At 72.3% G+C, this 17,515-nt stretch carries 19 protein-coding genes; 13 read left to right on the top strand and 6 right to left on the bottom strand.

Going from position 1 to position 17,515, the window contains the following annotated elements; translation table 11 throughout:
* Positions 1-20: 20 nt before the first annotated feature.
* Positions 21-581, top strand: coding sequence for a TetR/AcrR family transcriptional regulator (locus HNR40_RS51280; protein ID WP_184975632.1), 561 nt, complete (start codon positions 21-23; stop codon positions 579-581).
* Between the two features lies 1 nt (position 582).
* Here HNR40_RS51280 and HNR40_RS51275 read toward each other — a convergent pair whose 3' ends face one another.
* The gene (locus tag HNR40_RS51275; protein WP_184975629.1) at positions 583-1,350 is read right to left on the bottom strand and encodes an alpha/beta fold hydrolase; all 768 of its coding nucleotides are present in this window, start codon (positions 1,348-1,350) and stop codon (positions 583-585) included.
* A gap of 57 nt (positions 1,351-1,407) precedes the next feature.
* On the opposite strand from HNR40_RS51275, the gene HNR40_RS51270 reads away from it, so the two are divergent.
* A complete protein-coding gene (locus tag HNR40_RS51270; RefSeq protein ID WP_184975626.1) occupies positions 1,408-1,851 on the top strand; it encodes a MarR family winged helix-turn-helix transcriptional regulator in 444 nt (147 codons plus the stop codon).
* Between the two features lie 229 nt (positions 1,852-2,080).
* Here the strand turns inward: HNR40_RS51270 and HNR40_RS51265 are convergent, their stop codons facing one another.
* Positions 2,081-3,595 (bottom strand): beta-N-acetylhexosaminidase, encoded by a 1,515-nt coding sequence (locus HNR40_RS51265; protein ID WP_312896862.1) that lies wholly within the window; start codon positions 3,593-3,595, stop codon positions 2,081-2,083.
* Positions 3,596-3,702: 107 nt separating this feature from the next.
* On the opposite strand from HNR40_RS51265, the gene HNR40_RS51260 reads away from it, so the two are divergent.
* Positions 3,703-4,050, top strand: coding sequence for a DUF1801 domain-containing protein (locus HNR40_RS51260; RefSeq protein WP_184975620.1), 348 nt, complete (start codon positions 3,703-3,705; stop codon positions 4,048-4,050).
* A 61-nt stretch (positions 4,051-4,111) separates the two neighbouring features.
* Positions 4,112-4,738: a S1 family peptidase gene (locus HNR40_RS51255; protein WP_184975616.1), complete on the top strand. Its 627-nt coding sequence runs from the start codon at positions 4,112-4,114 to the stop codon at positions 4,736-4,738.
* Here HNR40_RS51255 and HNR40_RS51250 read toward each other — a convergent pair.
* Positions 4,692-5,516 (bottom strand): ion transporter, encoded by an 825-nt coding sequence (locus tag HNR40_RS51250; RefSeq protein ID WP_312896861.1) that lies wholly within the window; start codon positions 5,514-5,516, stop codon positions 4,692-4,694. The two genes, HNR40_RS51255 and HNR40_RS51250, sit on opposite strands and share 47 nt — an antisense overlap.
* Positions 5,517-5,576: 60 nt before the next feature.
* Here HNR40_RS51250 and HNR40_RS51245 point away from each other — a divergent pair, with 60 nt between their 5' ends.
* Both HNR40_RS51245 and HNR40_RS51240 read left to right on the top strand, forming a co-directional pair.
* Entirely contained in the window at positions 5,577-6,914 is a 1,338-nt protein-coding gene (locus HNR40_RS51245; RefSeq protein ID WP_184975610.1) for a hemolysin family protein, read from the top strand.
* Positions 6,911-7,924, top strand: a complete 1,014-nt coding sequence (locus tag HNR40_RS51240; protein WP_184975607.1) for a hemolysin family protein — start codon at positions 6,911-6,913, stop codon at positions 7,922-7,924. Before HNR40_RS51245 ends, HNR40_RS51240 begins: the two co-directional genes overlap by 4 nt.
* A 6-nt stretch (positions 7,925-7,930) precedes the next feature.
* Here the strand turns inward: HNR40_RS51240 and HNR40_RS51235 are convergent, their stop codons facing one another.
* Complete coding sequence (locus HNR40_RS51235) at positions 7,931-9,121, bottom strand: FAD-dependent oxidoreductase (protein WP_312896860.1); 1,191 nt, start codon at positions 9,119-9,121, stop codon at positions 7,931-7,933.
* 26 nt (positions 9,122-9,147) lie between these two features.
* A complete protein-coding gene (locus HNR40_RS51230; protein WP_184975605.1) occupies positions 9,148-9,693 on the bottom strand; it encodes a TetR/AcrR family transcriptional regulator in 546 nt (181 codons plus the stop codon).
* Between the two features lie 193 nt (positions 9,694-9,886).
* Between HNR40_RS51230 and HNR40_RS51225 the strand changes: the two genes are divergently transcribed.
* The 7 genes from HNR40_RS51225 (at position 9,887) to HNR40_RS51195 (ending at position 16,171) form a co-directional block, all read left to right on the top strand.
* Positions 9,887-10,726, top strand: a complete 840-nt coding sequence (locus tag HNR40_RS51225; protein ID WP_184975602.1) for a geranyl diphosphate 2-C-methyltransferase — start codon at positions 9,887-9,889, stop codon at positions 10,724-10,726.
* 24 nt (positions 10,727-10,750) lie between these two features.
* Positions 10,751-11,887 carry a family 2 encapsulin nanocompartment cargo protein terpene cyclase gene (locus HNR40_RS51220; protein WP_184975599.1) on the top strand — a complete coding sequence of 379 codons (1,137 nt, stop codon included), beginning with the start codon at positions 10,751-10,753 and terminating at the stop codon, positions 11,885-11,887.
* Positions 11,888-12,040: 153 nt separating this feature from the next.
* A complete protein-coding gene (locus HNR40_RS51215; protein WP_184975595.1) occupies positions 12,041-12,616 on the top strand; it encodes a biotin transporter BioY in 576 nt (191 codons plus the stop codon).
* Complete coding sequence (locus tag HNR40_RS51210) at positions 12,607-13,830, top strand: class I adenylate-forming enzyme family protein (protein WP_184975592.1); 1,224 nt, start codon at positions 12,607-12,609, stop codon at positions 13,828-13,830. The genes HNR40_RS51215 and HNR40_RS51210 overlap by 10 nt, the downstream gene beginning before the upstream one ends.
* Positions 13,827-14,948 (top strand): thiolase family protein, encoded by a 1,122-nt coding sequence (locus tag HNR40_RS51205; protein ID WP_312896859.1) that lies wholly within the window; start codon positions 13,827-13,829, stop codon positions 14,946-14,948. The genes HNR40_RS51210 and HNR40_RS51205 overlap by 4 nt, the downstream gene beginning before the upstream one ends.
* Positions 14,949-15,623, top strand: a complete 675-nt coding sequence (locus HNR40_RS51200; RefSeq protein WP_184975589.1) for an energy-coupling factor ABC transporter ATP-binding protein — start codon at positions 14,949-14,951, stop codon at positions 15,621-15,623.
* The gene (locus HNR40_RS51195) at positions 15,620-16,171 is read left to right on the top strand and encodes an energy-coupling factor transporter transmembrane component T family protein (RefSeq protein ID WP_184975586.1); all 552 of its coding nucleotides are present in this window, start codon (positions 15,620-15,622) and stop codon (positions 16,169-16,171) included. The genes HNR40_RS51200 and HNR40_RS51195 overlap by 4 nt, the downstream gene beginning before the upstream one ends.
* A gap of 4 nt (positions 16,172-16,175) precedes the next feature.
* Here the strand turns inward: HNR40_RS51195 and HNR40_RS51190 are convergent, their stop codons facing one another.
* Positions 16,176-17,504: a sensor histidine kinase gene (locus HNR40_RS51190; protein ID WP_184975583.1), complete on the bottom strand. Its 1,329-nt coding sequence runs from the start codon at positions 17,502-17,504 to the stop codon at positions 16,176-16,178.
* Positions 17,505-17,515: the final 11 nt, after the last annotated feature.

Here is a 17,515-nt window from a genome sequence, read left to right as displayed (position 1 = left end):
TTTTCAAGTAGACTCCTCGCATGGGACGACAGAGTGACGCTCGCGAACGCCTCCTCGGCGCGGCCTGCCGGCTGATCCACAGCCGGGGCTACTCCAGCATCGGCGTGGCCGAGATCTGCGTGGAAGCCGACGTACGGAAGGGCAGCTTCTACCACTTCTTCGACTCCAAGCAGGCGCTCACGCTGGAGGTCATCGACGCCCACTGGGCCGGCCAGCGCACCTCCTGGCAGGCCATCCTGACCGCGCGGGCCCCGGTCGAGGACCGGCTCGAACGCCTCTTCAGCTCTCAGGCCGACGCCCAGCGCCAGACCAAGCAGAGCACCGGCGTGGTCAACGGCTGCCTGCTCGCCAACCTCGCCCTGGAGCTCAGCAACCAGGACGAGACGGTCAGGACCCGGCTGCGGCAGATCTTCGACGAACAGGTCGAACTGGTGCGGACCGCCCTCGGGCCGACCGGCTCGCCGGAGACCGCCCGCGCGATGGTCGCCCAGCTGGAGGGCATGGTCCTGTTCGCCAAGCTCGGCAACGACCCGTCGCTCCTGGACGGCGTCTGGGCCCAGGCCAGGCGGCTGCTGTCCTGACTCAGAGGAAGTCCTTGAGTGCCTGGTTGTAGGCCGCCGGCCGTTCCATGTTGGGGTGGTGCGCGGCGTCGTCGATCCTGACCGCGCGGCCGTCCGGGACGCTCGCGGCGAGCCGTTCCGCCATCCCCACGAGGTCGGGCGAGTCGAGAGCCCCGCTGATCGCGAGCACCGGGACCTTGATGTTGGCAGCCCGCTCCCAGGTGTCGCGCACCGGCACGAGCAGGTTCGGCTCGCCCGCGCTGTGCTTGGACATGGTGCCCCTGGCCATCTCGCGCAGCCGCCGCGCGACCTCCGGGTCGAGGCCGTCGGGCCCGAGGTGCGGACCGGCCGACACCGTCATGAACCCCTCGATCGACCCGCACAGATCCCCCGCGGCCATCGCTTCCTGCCAAGCCGCCCACTCCCGCGTGGTCCACGGATCGGAGTAGTACGGTTCGCTCGTCCCCGCCCCGCTCACCACCACCGCGCTGACCAGGTCGGGATGCTCGATCGCGGTGTCGACCGCGATGCCCGCGCCCATGGAGACGCCGACCAACGTGGCAGGCCAGGTGCCGAGGTGCCGCAGCAGCGCCGCGAGATCATCAGTCTGCCGGTACGGCTCCGCCGCGTTGGCCGAACGCCCGTGCCCCCGGGCGTCGGGCGCGATGACGCGGTGACCGGCGGCGAAGACCGGGATCTGGTCGTCCCACATGCGGTGGTCGAGGAAGCCGCCGTGCAACAGGACGAGCGGGCGGCCCTTGCCCTGGTCGGTCCAGAAGATGTCATTCATGACACCTAAGGTGTCATTTTTGCATGAGAATGACAACTCAGGTGTCATCATGGGGAGGTGAGTGAGACGGAGAGGGCCGAGCGGCTCGTGGCGGTGTTCGACCTCGTCGGACCGCTGTACCGGCGCGCCTGGCGGCAGGTTGAGCAGGACGCGCCCGTCGAAGGGCTGACGGTGGGGCTGCGGGCGGTGCTCAGCATGCTCAGGCAGCACGGCCCCATGACCGTGCCCCACCTCGGCCGCACACTGGCCCTCAGCCGCCAGTTCGTCCAGCGCACCATCAACGACGGCGCCGCCCTCTCCCTGGTCGAGCCCGTGCCCAACCCGGCACACAGGAAGTCCTCGCTCATCCGGCTCACCGACCAGGGCGCCGCCGCCGTCGACGCCCTGGTCGGCCGGGAACGCGCGGTCCTGCGCGAGGTCGGCCGCGACCTCACCGACGCCGACGTCGAAGCCTGCCTCCGCGTCCTCGCCCACCTCCTCCACCACCTCGACACCCCCTGACGCCACCCCGGCCTGGCGGTCTACTGCCGGGTTAGCGGAAGCGCCGCCGCCGCGTCACACCACGCGCCCGCCGCCCAGCGGTGCCTGCCCGCCCGGCGTGGTGGTCGTGCTGGTGGAGCAGCTGTTTGTGGTCTGGCCGGTGGGTCGGTGGTGCCGTCCGGCCGCTGTCGGGGCGCAGAGGGCGGGGACGGTGCGTTGGGTGGGTGGGGCGCGCACGTGGGGTGGGGGGCTATTTGGCCATGTGCCAGGTTTTGCGGGGTTTGTTGTGCATGCGGCCAGGAACTCCGGGCCGGCGTTGCCAGGGGAGGGGGCCGGTGGGTGGGCGGTAGGCGACGCCCAGGGCGTCCAGGCGGGCGTAGTGGGCGGCGTGCATCCGGCGTTCGAAGTCGGTGAAGTCGCGCTCGTCCGGCCCCGGCAGCCGTGACCAGGCCACCTCGGCCAGCGCCGCGAGCCGGGGAAAGGCCTGGTAGTCCACGCGCCCCCGGTTCTCGGCGACCTCGGTCCAGAGGTTGGCCTGGGCGCCGATCACCCGGGCCGCGTGCGGCGTACCGGACAGGCGGGGTGGTACGGGCTCGAAGCGGTAGACGTCCTCCAGCGTGTGCACCCAGCCGAAGGGCACCGGCTCGTCCTCGCCGGCCGCCTGCACGTGGTCCAGGTACACCTCCTGCTGCGGGCACATCACCACGTCGTGCCCGGCCTCGGCGGCGGCGATACCGCCGGCGTACCAGCGCCAGCACATCACGGCCGCGCCCTCGGCCAGGCCGCCCTGCGTGATCTCGTCCCACCCGATGAGGCGGCGCCCGCGCGCGGTGAGGAAGCGGTCGAAGTGCCGCACGATCCAGGACTGGAGCTCGTCCTCCCCGGTCAGCCCGAGTTCGCGGACGCGCGCCTGGGCGGTGGCCGACGCCCGCCACTGGTCCTTGAGGCATTCGTCGCCGCCGAGGTGCACGAACCGGCTCGGGAAGATCTCCAGCACCTCGTCCAGGACGTTCTCGTAGAAGCGCAGCACGGCCTCGGTGGGGGCCAGCACGTTGGGGTTGATCAGCCAGTCGCCGAGCACCTCCAGGGCGGAGGTGTCGATCACGTCGGTGTTGCCCAGTTCGGGGTAGGAGGCGATCGCCGCCTGCGAATGGCCGGGCAGGTCGATCTCGGGGACGACGGTGACGTGGCGCTCGGCCGCGTAGGCCACGATCTCCCGCAGGTCGTCCTGGGTGTAGAAGCCGCCGTGCGGGCGTTCGTCCCATGTGACGGGTTCGCCCCACCCGATCCGCGTCCGCCGCCGCCACGCCCCGACCTCGGTGAGCCGCGGATAGCGCCGGATCTGCACCCGCCACCCCTGGTCATCGGTGAGGTGCAGGTGAAGGACATTCAGCTTGTGTACGGCCAGCAGATCGACATACCTCAGCACGTCATCCTTGGGCAGGAAATGCCGGGCGACATCCAGCATGAACCCCCGCCAGCCGAACCGCGGCGCATCCTCCACGACCAGGTAGGGAACGACGGCGGGCCCCGGCTCGATCGCCGCCCGCCGGAACGCGTCCGGCCCCTGGAGCTGCCGCAACGTCTGCCGCCCCCAGAACACCCCGGCCGGTGAGCCTCCCACGATCTCCGCCCCGAGCGCGGAGGTGCTCAGCCGGTACGCCTCGGCCCCGAGGCCCGGATCCACCCGCGTCCGCACGTCCCCGCCCAGCGGCCCGACCTCGCCGGTCCAGTCGACCCGCACGGGCGCGGGGACTAAGTTCACCTCGGTCACCCGCCCATTGTCCGGCCCCGACCACCAACGCACACGCGTTCCCTGTCACATCGTTCGTTCGACGCGTAGATGTCAACGAACTGAAGGGAAACACCGAGATGACCGTCAACGACTACACCGCCAAGCTCGACCAGCCGCTGCGTGAGATCGCGGAGAAGCTGCAGGCCCTGATCGACGCCGCGATGCCCCAGCCCGGCGCGGTCTGGCACGGGCACCCGGTCTGGAGCCTCGGGGGAGCGCCCGGCAAGACGCCGGTCGCGTTCTTCAAGGCCTACAAGAACTACGTCACCTTCGGCCTGTGGCGCGGCCAGGAGGTCGAGGACCCGTCAGGTCGGCTGACGGCCGCCAGCCGGCAGATGGCGGTGGTCAAGCTCCAGGGCGCCGAGGAGATCGACGCCGAGCTGTTCGCCTCCTGGATCGAGGCGGCCCGCGCGCTTGAGGCATAACGCGGGCGTTATAGCTGGTTGCGCATTGTTGGAGGCGGGCGGCCGCCGTACCGTCGAAGGCATGGCATTACGGAGCATCGCCGTGAGCCTTCTGCTGGGCCTGGGGCTCATCAGCGCGCCGGCGGCTTACAGCGTCCGAGGTGGCGACGCGTTCTACGCGGGGCCGACGCGCTGCACGATCGGCGCGTCCGTCCAGGGCGGTTATGTGACCACCGGCGACTGCGCGCCCGCCGGGACCCCCGTGACCGGGCTCAACCGGGTGGCCCAGGGCACCGTCCAGGGGGTGGTCTTCCCCGGCAAGAACATGGGCTGGGTCCGGGTGAACGCCAACTGGACGCCACGCGGCGTGGTCAGCGACGGCCGGGGCGGCGAGATCCGGGTCGCCGGCGCGCAGCAGGCGCCGGTCGGGTCCACGGTCTGCCGCTCGGGCGCGACCACCGGGTGGCGCTGCGGCACCCTCCTGCGGCGCAACGCGTCCATCACCTTCCCGCAGGGGACCGTCCACGGGCTGATCGAGACCAACATCTGCGCGGAGCCCGGTGACCGCGGCGGGCCGCTGCTGTGGAACGGGCACGTCCAGGGCATCCTGGTCGGCTCCACGGGCAACTGCGCGAGCGGCGGGCGTACGTTCTACCAGCCGATCATCCCGATCCTTCAGACGTTCGGGCTGACGCTCCTGACGTCGTGAGCTCGCGGGTGACCAGGACGTCCAGTTTGGCGGTCAGGGCGGCGAGCTCTTCCCGCACCGCCCTCAGCTCCTCCTGGGTCTCGGCTTCGGCGGGGGAGGCCTCGGCGTCGTTCATCGCGTTCACCACCACCGCTATGAAGAGATTCAGGGCGACGAACGTGGACATCAGGATGTACGCGATGAAGAACAGCCACGCCCACGGCTTGTGATCCATGACCTCCTGCGCCACGTTGCCCCAGTCGTCACCGGTCATGATCTGGAACAACGTGAACAACGAGCGCGGCAGCTCGTCGAAGCGCTCCGGCATGATCTCGCCGAACAACTTGGTCGAGATGACCGCGGCGATGTAGATCAGCAGGACGAGCAGGCCCATGATGGAGGCCATCCCGGGCACGGCGGCCAGCAGCGCGTGCACCACGCGGCGCATGCTCGGCACCGCCGAGATCAGCCGCAGCGCCCGCAGGATCCGCAGCGCGCGCAGGATCGAGGTCGGTCCGCTGGCCGGGATCAGCGAGACGATCACGATCACCGCGTCGAACCAGTTCCACGGGTCCTTGAAGAACGAGCGCCCGTTCGCGTAGAGGCGGGCGGCGATCTCGACCGTGAAGATCGCCAGTGCTATGTGGTCGATCGTGACCAGGACGCCGCCGATGTGGCGCATCAGGTAGGTGCTGGTCTCGCAGCCGATGGTGACCGCGTTGACGATGATGACCAGAATGATCGCCCGTTGGACGACCTGTCGTTCGAGAAAGGCGCGCACCTGCGCTCGCCTTGTCACCTGTACCGCTCCAGGGGGTAGGAAGACTGCCATAAAGATCATCCCAGGGGGGATCTTGAAATGTCCGTAAATCAGGCGACAAGCCTGCTGGCCGTCTTCGTGCTCACGCTGGCCACCGGCTACTTCGTGGCCCAGGAGTTCGCCTACGTCAGCGCCGACCGGCTGCAACTGGCGCAGCGCGCCGCCGACGGCGACAGGAAGGCCGCCAAGGCGGTGCGGGTCATGGAGCGGCTGTCGTTCATGCTGTCGGGGGCGCAGCTCGGCATCACCGTGACCGCGCTGGTCGTCGGCTTCATCGCCAAGCCCGCCCTCGCCGAGCTCATCGCCCCCGGCCTGGAAGCGCTCGGCGTGCCCGCGGGGGCGGTCGGCGGCATCGCGCTCACGCTCGGCTTCGTCGCCGCGACCGTCATCCAGATGGTCCTCGGCGAACTCGCGCCCAAGAACCTCGCCCTAGCCAAGGCCGAGACCGTGGCCCGCGCCCTGGCCGGATCCACCATCGTCTACCTGGCCGTGGCCGGGCCGGTCATCCGGCTCTTCGACGCCGCCGCCAACCGGCTGCTGCGCGCGGTGGGCATCGAACCGGTCGAGGAGCTCCACCACGGCGCCACGCTGGAGGAGCTCGGCCACATCATCGGCGAGTCCGAGGCCCACGGCCACCTGCCGGGCAGCCAGGCCGACGTGCTCGAACGCGCGCTGGCCTTCTCCGACCACACCGCCGAGGACGTCATGGTCGCGCGCGTCGACGTGATCGCGATCAGCGCCGATGCCACCGTCCCCGCGCTCGACCGGCTGATCGCCACCTACGGCCACACCCACTACCCGGTGCTCGGCGACCGCCTCGACGACGTGGCCGGAGTCGTGTCCCTGCGCGAGCTCACCCGCGTCCCACCCGGCGACGCCGCCACCACCCGCGTCGGCGACCTCGCGCGCGAGGTCCTCGCCGTCCCGTTCTCCATCACCCTGCCGGACCTGGTCGCCCAGATGCGCGCCCGAGGCGAGGAGATCGCGATCGTCGTGGACGAGCACGGCGGCATGGCGGGCCTCGCCACCTGGGAGGACGTGGCCGAGGAGCTCGTCGGCGAGATCGCCGACGAGAACGACCTCGACGACCTTTCCGTGGTACGGCACGGCCCCGCCTGGGACCTCGACGGCAGGCTCCGCATGGACGAGATCGCCCTGGCCACCGACCTGGAACTACCCGAGGACGACGAATACGACACCCTCGCCGGTCTCATCCTCTACCGGCTGGGCCGCTTCGCCGTACCGGGAGACGTGATCACCGTCGAGCTGCCGCCGAGCCTCGACGAGGACGCGCCCGCCCGCGCCCGCCTCGAAGTGCTCACCCTCGACCACCACGTGCCCGACCGGGTACGGCTCACGCCGGAGGCGACCCCGTGAACCTGTTCACCGGCCTCGCGGTCACCCTGGCGCTCCTGGTGGGCAACGGCTTCTTCGTGGCCGCCGAGTTCGCCCTGGTCGCCGCCAAGCGGCACCGCCTGGAGAAGCAGGCCGCCCGAGGCAGCCGCGCGGCGAGCGCCGCGGTGAGCGGCATCAAGGAGCTGTCCCTGATGCTGGCCGGGGCGCAGCTCGGCATCACGCTGTGCTCGCTCGGCCTCGGCGTGGTCTCCGAGCCGGTCATCGCCGGAACCCTGACCCCGCTCTTCCACGCCGCCGGGCTGCCGGACGCCGCCGCCCACGCGGTGGCGTTCGTGCTCGCGCTGGGCCTGGTGACCTTCCTGCACATGGTGATCGGCGAGATGGCGCCCAAGTCGTGGGCGATCGCCCATCCGGAGCACTCGGCGGTGTTGCTGGCGCTGCCGTTCCGCGGGTTCACGGTCGCGGTGCGGCCGCTGCTGAAGCTTCTCAACGGCGTCAGCAACCTGCTCCTGCGCCTGTTCGGCGTCCAGCCGGGTGGGGCGGGCGGCCATCCGCGCACCCCCGCCCAGCTCCAGCGGCTGGTGGAGGAGTCGCGGCGGCTCGGTCTCATCGAGGCCGACGACCACGGCGTGCTCACCCGCGCCCTGGACCTGCCGGTCGAGCCGATCGAGCCGCTGATCACGCCGGTCGCGGACATCGTCGGGGTGCCCGCCGACGCCACGGCCGGGGAGGTGGTCGAGACCTCGGCCCGCACGGGCCGCACGCGGCTGGTGGTCTGGGCGGACGGCGAGCCGCTGGGCGTCGTGCACGTGCGCGACGCCTACCTGGCCAGGATGCGGGGCGCCGCGAGCACCGCCGAGCGGCTGGCCCACCCGGTGCCGACCCTGGCCCCGGACACCGCGCAGTCGGCCGCCGTCGCCACCCTGCGCGCCGCCAGGAGCCAGCTCGCCCCGGTCCGCGACGCCTCAGGGGTCCTGCTCGGGATGGTCAGCCTCGACGACCTGCTGGCCCGCCTCCTGGTCCGCCGATGAAGATGCCTAGTCGCGGACGTGCTCCGGTCGTACGCCCAGGCCCACGAAGCGGCCCATCAGGTGGCGCAGCGGCGGCGCGGCGCGGAAGAGCGAGAAGACCGCGGGCACGTGCTCGGTCGTGTCGTCCGACAGCCGCTTCGGATACAGGTCGCGCAGGATCGTCGTCTGGAACGCCTGCGTGACCCTGGCCGGGAACTGCCTGCGTGCCTGCACCGCCGCCAGCACCGACTCGGGCGGCGGCCCGGAACGGCGCAGCGCCGGGCCCACCAGGTTGGCGGTGGCCACCGCGTCCTGCACGGCCAGGTTGACGCCCACGCCGCCGGCCGGCGACATGGCGTGCGCCGCGTCCCCGACGCACAGCAGGCCGGGCCGGTGCCAGCGGCGCAGCCGGTCGACCCGGACGGCCAGGTGGCGCACGTCGCTCCAGCCGATCTCCCCGACCCGCTCGCGCAGGCCGGGGACGAAGGCCGCGATCCGCTCGTGGAAGGCCGGCAGCCCGCTCGCCTGGAGCCGTTCGTAGGCGCCGGTGGGGATCGTGTAGGCGAACTGCCAGAAGTCGCCCCGGTCGATGGCGACCAGCGAGCCCTTCCCGCCCTGGAAGAACGGCACCCGCTCACCCTCCCGCCGAGGCAGGCGGAACCACAGCACGTCCATGGGCGGCGAGCCCGCCACCGGCCGCAGCCCGGCCTGGGCGCGCAGCACGGAGTGCCGGCCCTCGGCGACGATCACCAGGTCCGCCCGGATCTCGACCGGACCCGATTCACCGGTGGCCCGCACACCGGCGACCCGGCCGTCCTCGACGATCAGACCGGTCGCCTCGGTGGAACGCATCAGCCGGAAACCTGCATAGGAGGCGGCCTTGCCGTACAGGAAGTCGAGAAGGTCCCACTGCGGCATGAACGCGATGTACGGGTGGCGCACCTTGAGCCGGGTGAAGTCGGCGAAGGTGACGCTCCGGCCGCCCATGCGGACCGCCACCTCGCTCATCCTGTTATGTGGCAGCTTCAGGAACTCGCCGCTCCAGCCGAGCTCGGCGATGATCTCCAGCGTCGACGGGTGGACGGTGTCGCCGCGGAAGTCGCGCAGGAAGTCGGCGTGCTTCTCCAGCACGACCACCTCGACTCCCCGGCGGGCCAGCAGCAGTCCGGTCATCATGCCGGCGGGTCCGCCGCCGGCGACGAGCACTCTGGTACGCACGTCGTGTCACCTTCCCGTTGGGTAGATCAGGTGGGGTAGATCAGGCCGACCAGAGCGGGGACGTCGATCGGCGAGCCCGTGGCCCGGCCGACCGCCACCGCGGCGAACAACGTCCTGGCGGCGGTCCCGGTGTCGTGCGGCGGCAGCTCGCCCGCCGCGACCCGGTCGGCCAGGAACGCGCCGATGAGCCGCTGCCCCTCGCCGGTCAGCTCGGCCAGCGCGGCGCGGGCGCGGGTGGCGCTGAAGAAGACCGCCACCAGTTCGGCGTTGCCCGCCAGCAGCCCGTCGAAGGCGGCGAGCAGCTCCGCCAGGACCTCCCGCGCCGGGAGCCCGGAGCGGTCGGCGGTCAGCAGCTCGCGCAGCTGCGACAGGAACCCGCGCTCCCTCAGCACGGTCTCGACCAGCGCCTCCTTGCTGTCGAAGTACCGGTAGAGCAGCCCGGCGGTCACCCCCGCCGCGTCGGCGAGGTCCTTGACCGACGCCCCGTCCACGCCCTTGGCGGCGAACACCCGCAACGCCGCGTCGAGCAGCTGCTCACGCCGCCACTCCGCCTGTTCCCTGCGCGTCGCCATGATCCCCGCATTTCATTGAATAAACGTTTACTCAATGAAATCTAGACGATCGGATACGGCCCCGGCAAGCCGCACCTCGTTCCCGCCACCCGCACGGGAGAAACGGCGGTTCCGGATACCGGAACGCCACATTTCACTTTCGGTAGCCGGGAGATAACTTCGCGTCGCACTCCTTCTCCGAAAGGCAGGCCTCATGTCCGTGGTCATCACCAGCCCCTACCAGCACTCCGTGGCCGACTACTGGAACCGCGAGAAGAACGCCGTCAACCTCCGCCTCGGCGAGGTCTCCGGCACCTACCACCACCACTACGGCATCGGCGCCGTCGACTGGTCCGTGCTGGACGAGCCGGAGGAGACCCGCGAAGAGCGGATGATCGCCGAGATGCACCGGCTCGAGACCGCACAGGCTGTACTGCTGCTCGACCACCTCGGCCAGGTCCAGCCCACCGACCGGCTGCTCGACGCCGGATCGGGCCGCGGCGGCAGCAGCTTCATGGCGCACGAACGCTTCGGGTGCCGCGTGGACGGCGTCTCGATCTCGCAGAAGCAGGTCGACTTCGCCAACGAGCAGGCCCGCCTGCGCGGCGTGCAGGACAAGGTGGAGTTCCACTTTCGCAACATGCTGCAGACCGGTCTCGAACCCGGCAGCCTGAAGGGCATCTGGAACAACGAGAGCACGATGTACGTCAACCTCTCCAAGCTGTTCGCCGCCCACTCCCAGCTGCTCGCGCCCGGCGGCCGCTACGTGACCATCACCGGCTGCTACAACGACGTCTACGGGCTGCCCTCCAAGGCCGTCAGCGAGATCAACGCCCACTACGTCTGCGACATCCACCCCCGCAGCGCCTACTTCAGGGCCATGGCCGACAACCATCTCGTCCCGATCGACGTGATCGACCTGACCGAGGCGACCATCCCCTACTGGGAGCTGCGCGCGCGCTCGTCCGTGGTCACCGGCATCGAGGACGCGTTCCTGACGGCGTACAAGGACGGCAGCTTCCAGTATCTGCTCATCGCCGCCGACCGCGTCTGACCCTCCGCCAGCGAAAGGAACGTCATGCCCAACCCCTCCGCGTTCCTGCCCGGGCCCACCGGGCTCGGCACCTCAGCCGCCCGCCTGTTCGCCCAGCCGGCGGGCGGCTTCGCCGTACCGCAGGACCTCGGGTGTGTGCCGGGTCCACGCACCGTCAGACAGCCGCCGCTGGTGTTCGCGCAGCGGCCCTGGGCCGACGGGAGCATGCCCGCGCTCTACTGCCCGCTCGCCGTGCGCGTGGACCACGCGCTCGGCGAGCTGGTCAACGAGCGGCTGGTGGAGTGGGCGGAGAAGATCGGCCTGCACGAGGGGCGCATCGAGACGTTCCGGCAGACCGGCTTCGGCCACCTGGTCACCCTCGCCCACCCCGACGTCGACGACCCCGACCGGCTGCTGCTCGCCGGGCAGATGAACGCCGCATGGTGGGCCTGCGACGACTATTACGCCGACGAGACCGATCTCGGCGCCGACCCCCAGCTGCTCGCCAGCCGCCTTGCCCTGGCGATGTCGGCCCTGGACGCGCCGCCGCCGGCCGACGAGTTCGGCGACGAGCTGGAGGCGCAGCTCAAGAGCGACCCGGTGCTCGTCTCGCTGACCTCGGCCCGCGACCACGTGGCCGTGCACTCGACGCCGTCGCAGCTCGCCCGCGTCAACCTGACGTCCTTCCAGATGTGGGTCAGCTGGAACGCCTACGGCGCCTGGAGGCAAAGCGGCGAACCCGTGGAGGCCTGGCGCTACCTGGCCGCCCGCCAGCACGACAGCTTTTACACCTCGATGACCCTGTCCGACATCGTGGGCGGCTACGAGGTGCCGGGCAACCTCTTCTACGAGGATCGCGTGCACCGCGCCGTCATGCGGGCGGGCACCGCGGCCGTCATCGTCAACGACCTGCACTCCGCGATCCGCGAGGCCGCCGACGAGCTGCCCGACTGCAACATCGTGCTGCTGGTGGCCGCCGAGCGCGGCTGCACCCTGCGCGAGGCGGCGGAACGCGCCGTCGCCCTGCACAACGACATCGTCGCGGCCTTCGAGGCCGACTGCCACGAGCTGCGGGCCATACCCTCACCCGAGCTCCACCACTTCCTGTGGGCGCTCGGCGGCTGGCTGGGCGGCGGCCTCGAATGGCACGGCACCACCAACCGCTACACCACCGAGGAGTAATGGGTCATTAGGGGTAGGAGTGCGGTTAGGGCATTGACCGGCTTCTTCTAGAGTCGGGGTGGCGCGCCACGACGACCCCGCCGGTTCCTTGGGGTGGATCTTGTCGTATACCTCCATACCTGGATCGCCGGAATGTGATGTGGGATCGATGCCATGAAGAACGCGGGAGACCTGGCGAGGGTGAGCGTGTTCGCCGCGCTCATCGCCGTGCTCGGACTACCGGGCACGCTCAACGTTTTCGGCAACGCCGTGCCGATCACCCTGCAGACGTTCGGCGTCATGCTCGCCGGTGCCATCTTGGGCACCTGGCGGGCGGCGCTGGCGGTCGTCGTGCTGCTCGTGCTCGTCGCGGTCGGCCTGCCGCTGCTGGCGGGCGGACGGGGCGGGCTGGGGGTGTTCGCCGCCGCCTCGGCCGGCTATCTGATCGGCTGGATCCCCGGCGCCGCCCTCACCGGCTGGATCGTGCAACGCGGCGGGCGCAACCCGGGCATCGTCCGGCTGCTGCTGGCCTGCGTCGCGGGCGGCATCGGGGTGATCTACCTGTGCGGCATCCCCGTGCAGGCGCTGGTCACCGGCATCCCCCTCGGGAAGACGATGCTGCTCAGCGCGGTGTTCCTGCCCGGCGACCTGATCAAGGCGGTGCTCGCCGCCCTCGTCGCGAGGGGCGTGCAGCGGGCCTACCCCGACGCCGTGCCGGCCACGTGGCAGGAGCGGCACACGTGGCGGTAGCGGCACACGTCCTGGAGCACGCCGCGCGCGACCCCGACAGGATCGCGCTCGTCGGCCCTGAGGAGGAGGTCACCTACGCGGAGCTGGCCGAGCGGATCAAGGCGCGCGACGTGCGCGCCGCCGCCGGTCCGGCCGTGATCAGCGTGAAGGACCCGGTGGCCGCCCTCACCCAGGCGCTCGCCGCCGACCTGGCCGGGATCACGCCGCTGGTCTGCGACGAGCGCGCCGCCCGCCTGCTGGCGGACATCCCACCCGCTCCTCTGGCCGAGGGCGGGTGGGCCTGTTTCACCTCCGGCAGCACCGGCCGGCCGCGTGCGGTGGTCCGTTCGCGGGCCTCCTGGACCGACTCCTTCCGGCACCTCGACCGCCTGTCCGGCATCGGCAGAGATGACGTGGTGCTGATCCCCGGCCCGCTCGTCACCTCCCTTTACGCCTTCGCCGCCGCCCACGCCCTGGGCACTGGCGCGACCGCGATCGTCCCCGGCCGGTGGTCCCTGGAGCACCTGGACGCGGCCACCGCCGTCCACCTGGTGCCCCACCAGCTCCCGCAGGTCCTGCCCAAGCCCGCAGCCCTGCGCGTGGCCCTCGTCGGCGGCGCCGCGCTCGACCCCGCCGCCCGCGAACGCGCCCAAGCCGGAGGCCTCCGAGTGCTGTCCTACTACGGGTCGAGCGAGCTCTCCTTCGTCGCCGCCGACGCCGACGGCACCGGCATGCGCGCCTTCCCCGAGGTGGAGATCGAGGTCAGGGCGGGCGAGGTGTGGGTGCGCTCGCCCTGGCTGGCCGACGGCTACCTGGCGGGCGCCCCTGGCCCCCTGCGCCGGGACGCCGCGGGCTGGGCGACGGTCGGCGACCTGGCGGAGCCGTACCTGCCGGGCGGGGTTCTGCGGGTGCGCGGCAGAGGCGACGGCGCGATCCAGACCGGCGGCGCGACCGTCGTGCCCGAGGACGTCGAGGCGGTGCTGCGGCGGGTGCCGGGCGTGGCCGACGCGGTGGTCGTGGGCGCGCCGCACCCCGACCTGGGCGCGCTCGTGTGCGCGGTGGTCGAGGGTCCGGTACGGCGGGCCGACCTGGAAGCGGCGGCCCGCGCCGGACTGGACCGGGTGCAACGGCCGAGACGCTGGTACACGGCCGACACCCTGCCCCGCACCCCCACCGGCAAGCCGGCCAGGGCGCTGATCGCCGAGACGCTGACCGGGTTCCGGAGGCTGGGGTGAGGCCGGTGGTGGTGGCCGCCCGGCGTACTCCGATCGGCACGGCGGGGCACGCCTTCAAGAACATCACCGCCGACCGGCTCGCCGCCCCGGTGCTCGCGGCGGTCCTCGCCGACGTGCGCAAGGCGGGCGGCGGGCAACCGGACGTGGACGACGTGGTGCTCGGCAACTGCATGGGCCCCGGCGGCAACCTGGCCCGCGTCTCGGCGCTGGCCGCCGGGTTCGGGCACGAGGTGCCCGGCCTGACCGTCGACCGGCAGTGCGGCAGCGGCCTGGCCGCGATCCTGCTGGCCGGGCAGGCGGTGAGCGCGGGTGAGGCGGAGTTCGTGATCGCCGGTGGGGCCGAGAGCGCCTCGACCGCGCCGCTGCGCACCCGCCGGGGGGCGGCGGAGCCGTACGAGCGGGCGCCCTTCACCCCGGACGGGCACCCGGACCCCGACATGGGACCGGCGGCCGAGGCGCTGGCCCGCGCCCGCGGCGTCAGCCGCGAGCGGCAGGACGCCTACGCGATCGACAGCCACGCCAAGGCGCTGGCCGGTGACTTCGCGCGGGAGATCGTCGCGGTCGGCGAGCGGGAGACCGACGAGCGGCCGCGGGTCCTGCGGGAGCGGTCGCTGGCCAGGCTGCCTGCGGCGTTCGTGCCCGGCGGCACGGTCACCGCGGGCAACTCCTCGCCGATCAGCGACGGCGCGGCGGCGGTGGCCGTGGCGGACGAGCGGCTGGGGCTGCCGGGTCTGCGGCTGGTCGCCGGTTCCGTCGTGGGATGCGACCCGGAGCTGCCCGGCTGGGGGCCGGTGCCGGCCGTACGGCGGGTGCTGCGCCGGGCCGGGGCCGAGCTCGGGCAGGTGGCGGCGGTGGAGATCGTGGAGGCGTTCGCCGCGCAGGTGCTCGCGGTGACCGACGCGCTCGGCCTCGACCCCCTGGGCGCCGATCGCACGCGGGTCTGCGCGGACGGCGGCGCCCTCGCCCTCGGCCATCCGTGGGGGGCCAGCGGCGCGGTCGTGGTCACCCGGCTGTTCCACCGGCTGGTCGGCGCGGGCGCGCCGCGTGGCACGCTGGGGCTGGCGACGGCCGCGGTCGGCGGTGGTCTCGGGGTCGCGGCGTTGTTCGAGGTGGTGTAGATGATCGAGCTGACCGGCGTCGGGGTACGGCTGGCCGAGCGCGACGTCCTGGACGGACTGACGCTGACCCTGCCCGAGCGGCGGATCGGCGTGGCCGGCGCCAACGGCTCCGGCAAGAGCACCTTCGCCCGCCTCCTGAACGGCCTGGCCCTCCCCACCACCGGCACCGTCCGCGTCCTGGGCATGGACACCCGCCGCGAAGCCGCCAAGATCAGACGCCGGGTCGGATTCCTGTTCACCGACCCCGACGCGCAGATCGTGATGCCGACGGTGGCCGAGGACGTGGCCTTCTCCCTGCGCCGCAGGGGCCTGCCCAAGGCCGAGGTGGCCGCGCTGGTGGAGGAGGTGTTGTCGCGCTACGGCCTGGCCGCCCACGCCGACCACCCCGCGCACCAGCTGTCCGGCGGCCAGAAGCAACTGCTCGCCCTCTGCTCCGTGCTGGTCCTCGAACCCGACATCCTGGTCATGGACGAGCCCACCACCCTGCTCGACCTGCGCAACTCCCGCCAGGTGGCGCGCATCCTGCGTGACCTGCCCCAGCAGCTCGTGGTCGTCAGCCACGACCTCGCGCTGCTGGCCGACTTCGACCGGGTGCTCGTGCTCGACCAGGGCAAGCTCGTCGCCGACGGCCCGCCGGAGCCCGCGCTCGGCCACTACCGGGACCTGATGGCGTGACCGGTCTCAAGCTGCTCGGACTGGCCGCCGGATGCACGGTGCTGGTCCTGCTCCAGACCCCGGCGGCGCTGGCCGGCGCGGCCGCCGTCGTCCTCGCCTTGTACGCGGTGGCCCGGGTGCGCCCGGCGGCGGCGTGGGGGCAGATCCGGCCGGTGCGCTGGTTCGCGCTCGCGCTGTTCGTCACGCAGCTCCTGCTGGCGGACCTGCCCGCCGCGACGGTCACGACCATGCGCGTGGTGCTCATGGTCGCGCTGGCCGGGCTGGTCACGCTCACCACGCCCGCCTCGGTGATGCTCGCCGCCCTGGAGCGCGGGCTCGCGCCGCTGCGGCTGGTGCGGGTGGACCCGTTCCGGGTCTCGCTCATGCTCACGCTCACCCTGCGCAGCGTGCCCCTGCTCACCGACCTCGCGCGCCGGGTCAGGGAGGCGCAGCGGGCGCGCGGGGTCTCGTGGAGCGTGCGGGCCTTCGCCGTACCCCTGGTGGTGGGTGCGCTGCGGCACGCCGACGCGCTCGGCGAGGCCCTCAGCGCCCGCGGCCTGGACGACTGAGCCTTTACGGCGCCGGCGGGAACACGGCGCGGAACTGCGCGCCAGGCCCGTGGTCGGTGATGGTCAGGTTGCCCCCGTGGACGGCGGCGATCTGTCGTGACAGCGCCAGCCCGAGCCCGCTGCCGCCCTGGTCGCGCTCGCGTCCCTCGCGCAGCCGGGTGAAGCGCTCGAAGACCCGCGCCCGGTCCTGCGGGGCGATGCCGTTGCCGTCGTCGGTGACGGTCAGCACCACCTCGCCGCCGGCCACGGCCACCGACAGGTCGACGCGCGAGCGGGCGTGCCGCTCGGCGTTGTCGAGCAGGTTCGTCAGCAGCCGGTCGAGCTGGATGGGGGAGCCGTCCACGAAGGCGCCGTCCGCCACCTCCGCGTGGACACCCTCCCGCCGGGCCGCCTGTCCGCGCGCCAGCTCGCCGAGGTCCACCCGCCTTCTGTCCGGTACGGCTCCCGCGTCCAGCCTGGCCATCAGCAGCAGCTCGTCGATGATCCCCGACAGCCGGTCGACCGCTTCGAGCGAACGGGCGCCCACCTCGGGCCAGTCGGTGTCCTGCGGATAGGCGACGGCCAGCTCCAGCTGGGTGCGCAGCGCGGTGATCGGGCTGCGCAGCTCGTGCGAGGCGTCGCTGACGAAGTGGCGCTGGGTCTCGGTGGAGCGTTCGAGGCGGCCGAGGGTGTCGTTGGTGGCGGTGGCCAGGGCGGCGATCTCGTCGCCCGTCCCCGGCACCGTCACCCGCTGCCCCAGGTCACCGGCGGTGATGGTGGCGAGCTGGGTGCGGATCCGCTTCACCGGGCGCAGCGCCTGGCCGACCGCGGTCCAGGCGGCCAGGCCCACCATGAACAACAGCGCGGGCAGCGCGACCGCGAGCGTGAAGTAGAGCAGGCGGACCGCCTGCCGGGTGGCGGAGACGTCCTCGGCGCCGTACACGGTGATCTGGCCGTTGGGGGTGGTGGTGCGCAGGGCGGCGATGTAGTACTCCTCGCTCGCCCCGGGCAGGTCCGGCCGGCCGTAGGTGGTGGTGATGCTTTCCGCCGCAGGGGTGGGCAGGGCGCTGAACCGGTTCTGGTCGCCGGCCTGCGTCGAGGTGCCGAGCACGGTCCCGTCGGCGGCGATGACCTGCAGGAGGTCGATGCCGGGCGGGGTGGACAGCTCGGCGGGCAGGTCGCCGCGGCGGGCGTCGGCGGCCTGTGCCTGCACGGCCTGGTTCACCCGGGAGGCGAGCTGGGCTTCGAGCGCCCGGGGGATGGTCGTGGCGATGACGGCCGCGGCGACGCCCAGCGCGATCGCGGCCGCGAGCGTGGCGGCCAGCGTCACCCGGCCCCGAACGGAGCGCGGCATGACCTTCATGG

The sequence above is a fragment of the Nonomuraea endophytica genome (assembly GCF_014203235.1).
In the GTDB taxonomy this organism is placed as follows: domain Bacteria; phylum Actinomycetota; class Actinomycetes; order Streptosporangiales; family Streptosporangiaceae; genus Nonomuraea; species Nonomuraea endophytica.
The sequence above is the reverse complement of the archived record's forward strand: the minus strand, read 5'-3'. Positions and strand labels throughout refer to the sequence as shown.

Bases quoted from the DNA above. Each gene is read 5' to 3' on its own strand.
- HNR40_RS51280 (WP_184975632.1), top strand. From the start codon at position 21: ATGGGACGACAGAGTGACGCTCGCGAACGCCTCCTCGGCGCGGCCTGC.
- HNR40_RS51275 (WP_184975629.1), bottom strand. From the start codon at position 1,350: ATGAATGACATCTTCTGGACCGACCAGGGCAAGGGCCGCCCGCTCGTC.
- HNR40_RS51260 (WP_184975620.1), top strand. From the start codon at position 3,703: ATGACCGTCAACGACTACACCGCCAAGCTCGACCAGCCGCTGCGTGAG.
- HNR40_RS51255 (WP_184975616.1), top strand. From the start codon at position 4,112: ATGGCATTACGGAGCATCGCCGTGAGCCTTCTGCTGGGCCTGGGGCTC.
- HNR40_RS51245 (WP_184975610.1), top strand. From the start codon at position 5,577: ATGTCCGTAAATCAGGCGACAAGCCTGCTGGCCGTCTTCGTGCTCACG.
- HNR40_RS51230 (WP_184975605.1), bottom strand. From the start codon at position 9,693: ATGGCGACGCGCAGGGAACAGGCGGAGTGGCGGCGTGAGCAGCTGCTC.
- HNR40_RS51225 (WP_184975602.1), top strand. From the start codon at position 9,887: ATGTCCGTGGTCATCACCAGCCCCTACCAGCACTCCGTGGCCGACTAC.
- HNR40_RS51220 (WP_184975599.1), top strand. From the start codon at position 10,751: ATGCCCAACCCCTCCGCGTTCCTGCCCGGGCCCACCGGGCTCGGCACC.
- HNR40_RS51215 (WP_184975595.1), top strand. From the start codon at position 12,041: ATGAAGAACGCGGGAGACCTGGCGAGGGTGAGCGTGTTCGCCGCGCTC.
- HNR40_RS51200 (WP_184975589.1), top strand. From the start codon at position 14,949: ATGATCGAGCTGACCGGCGTCGGGGTACGGCTGGCCGAGCGCGACGTC.
- HNR40_RS51190 (WP_184975583.1), bottom strand. From the start codon at position 17,504: ATGCCGCGCTCCGTTCGGGGCCGGGTGACGCTGGCCGCCACGCTCGCG.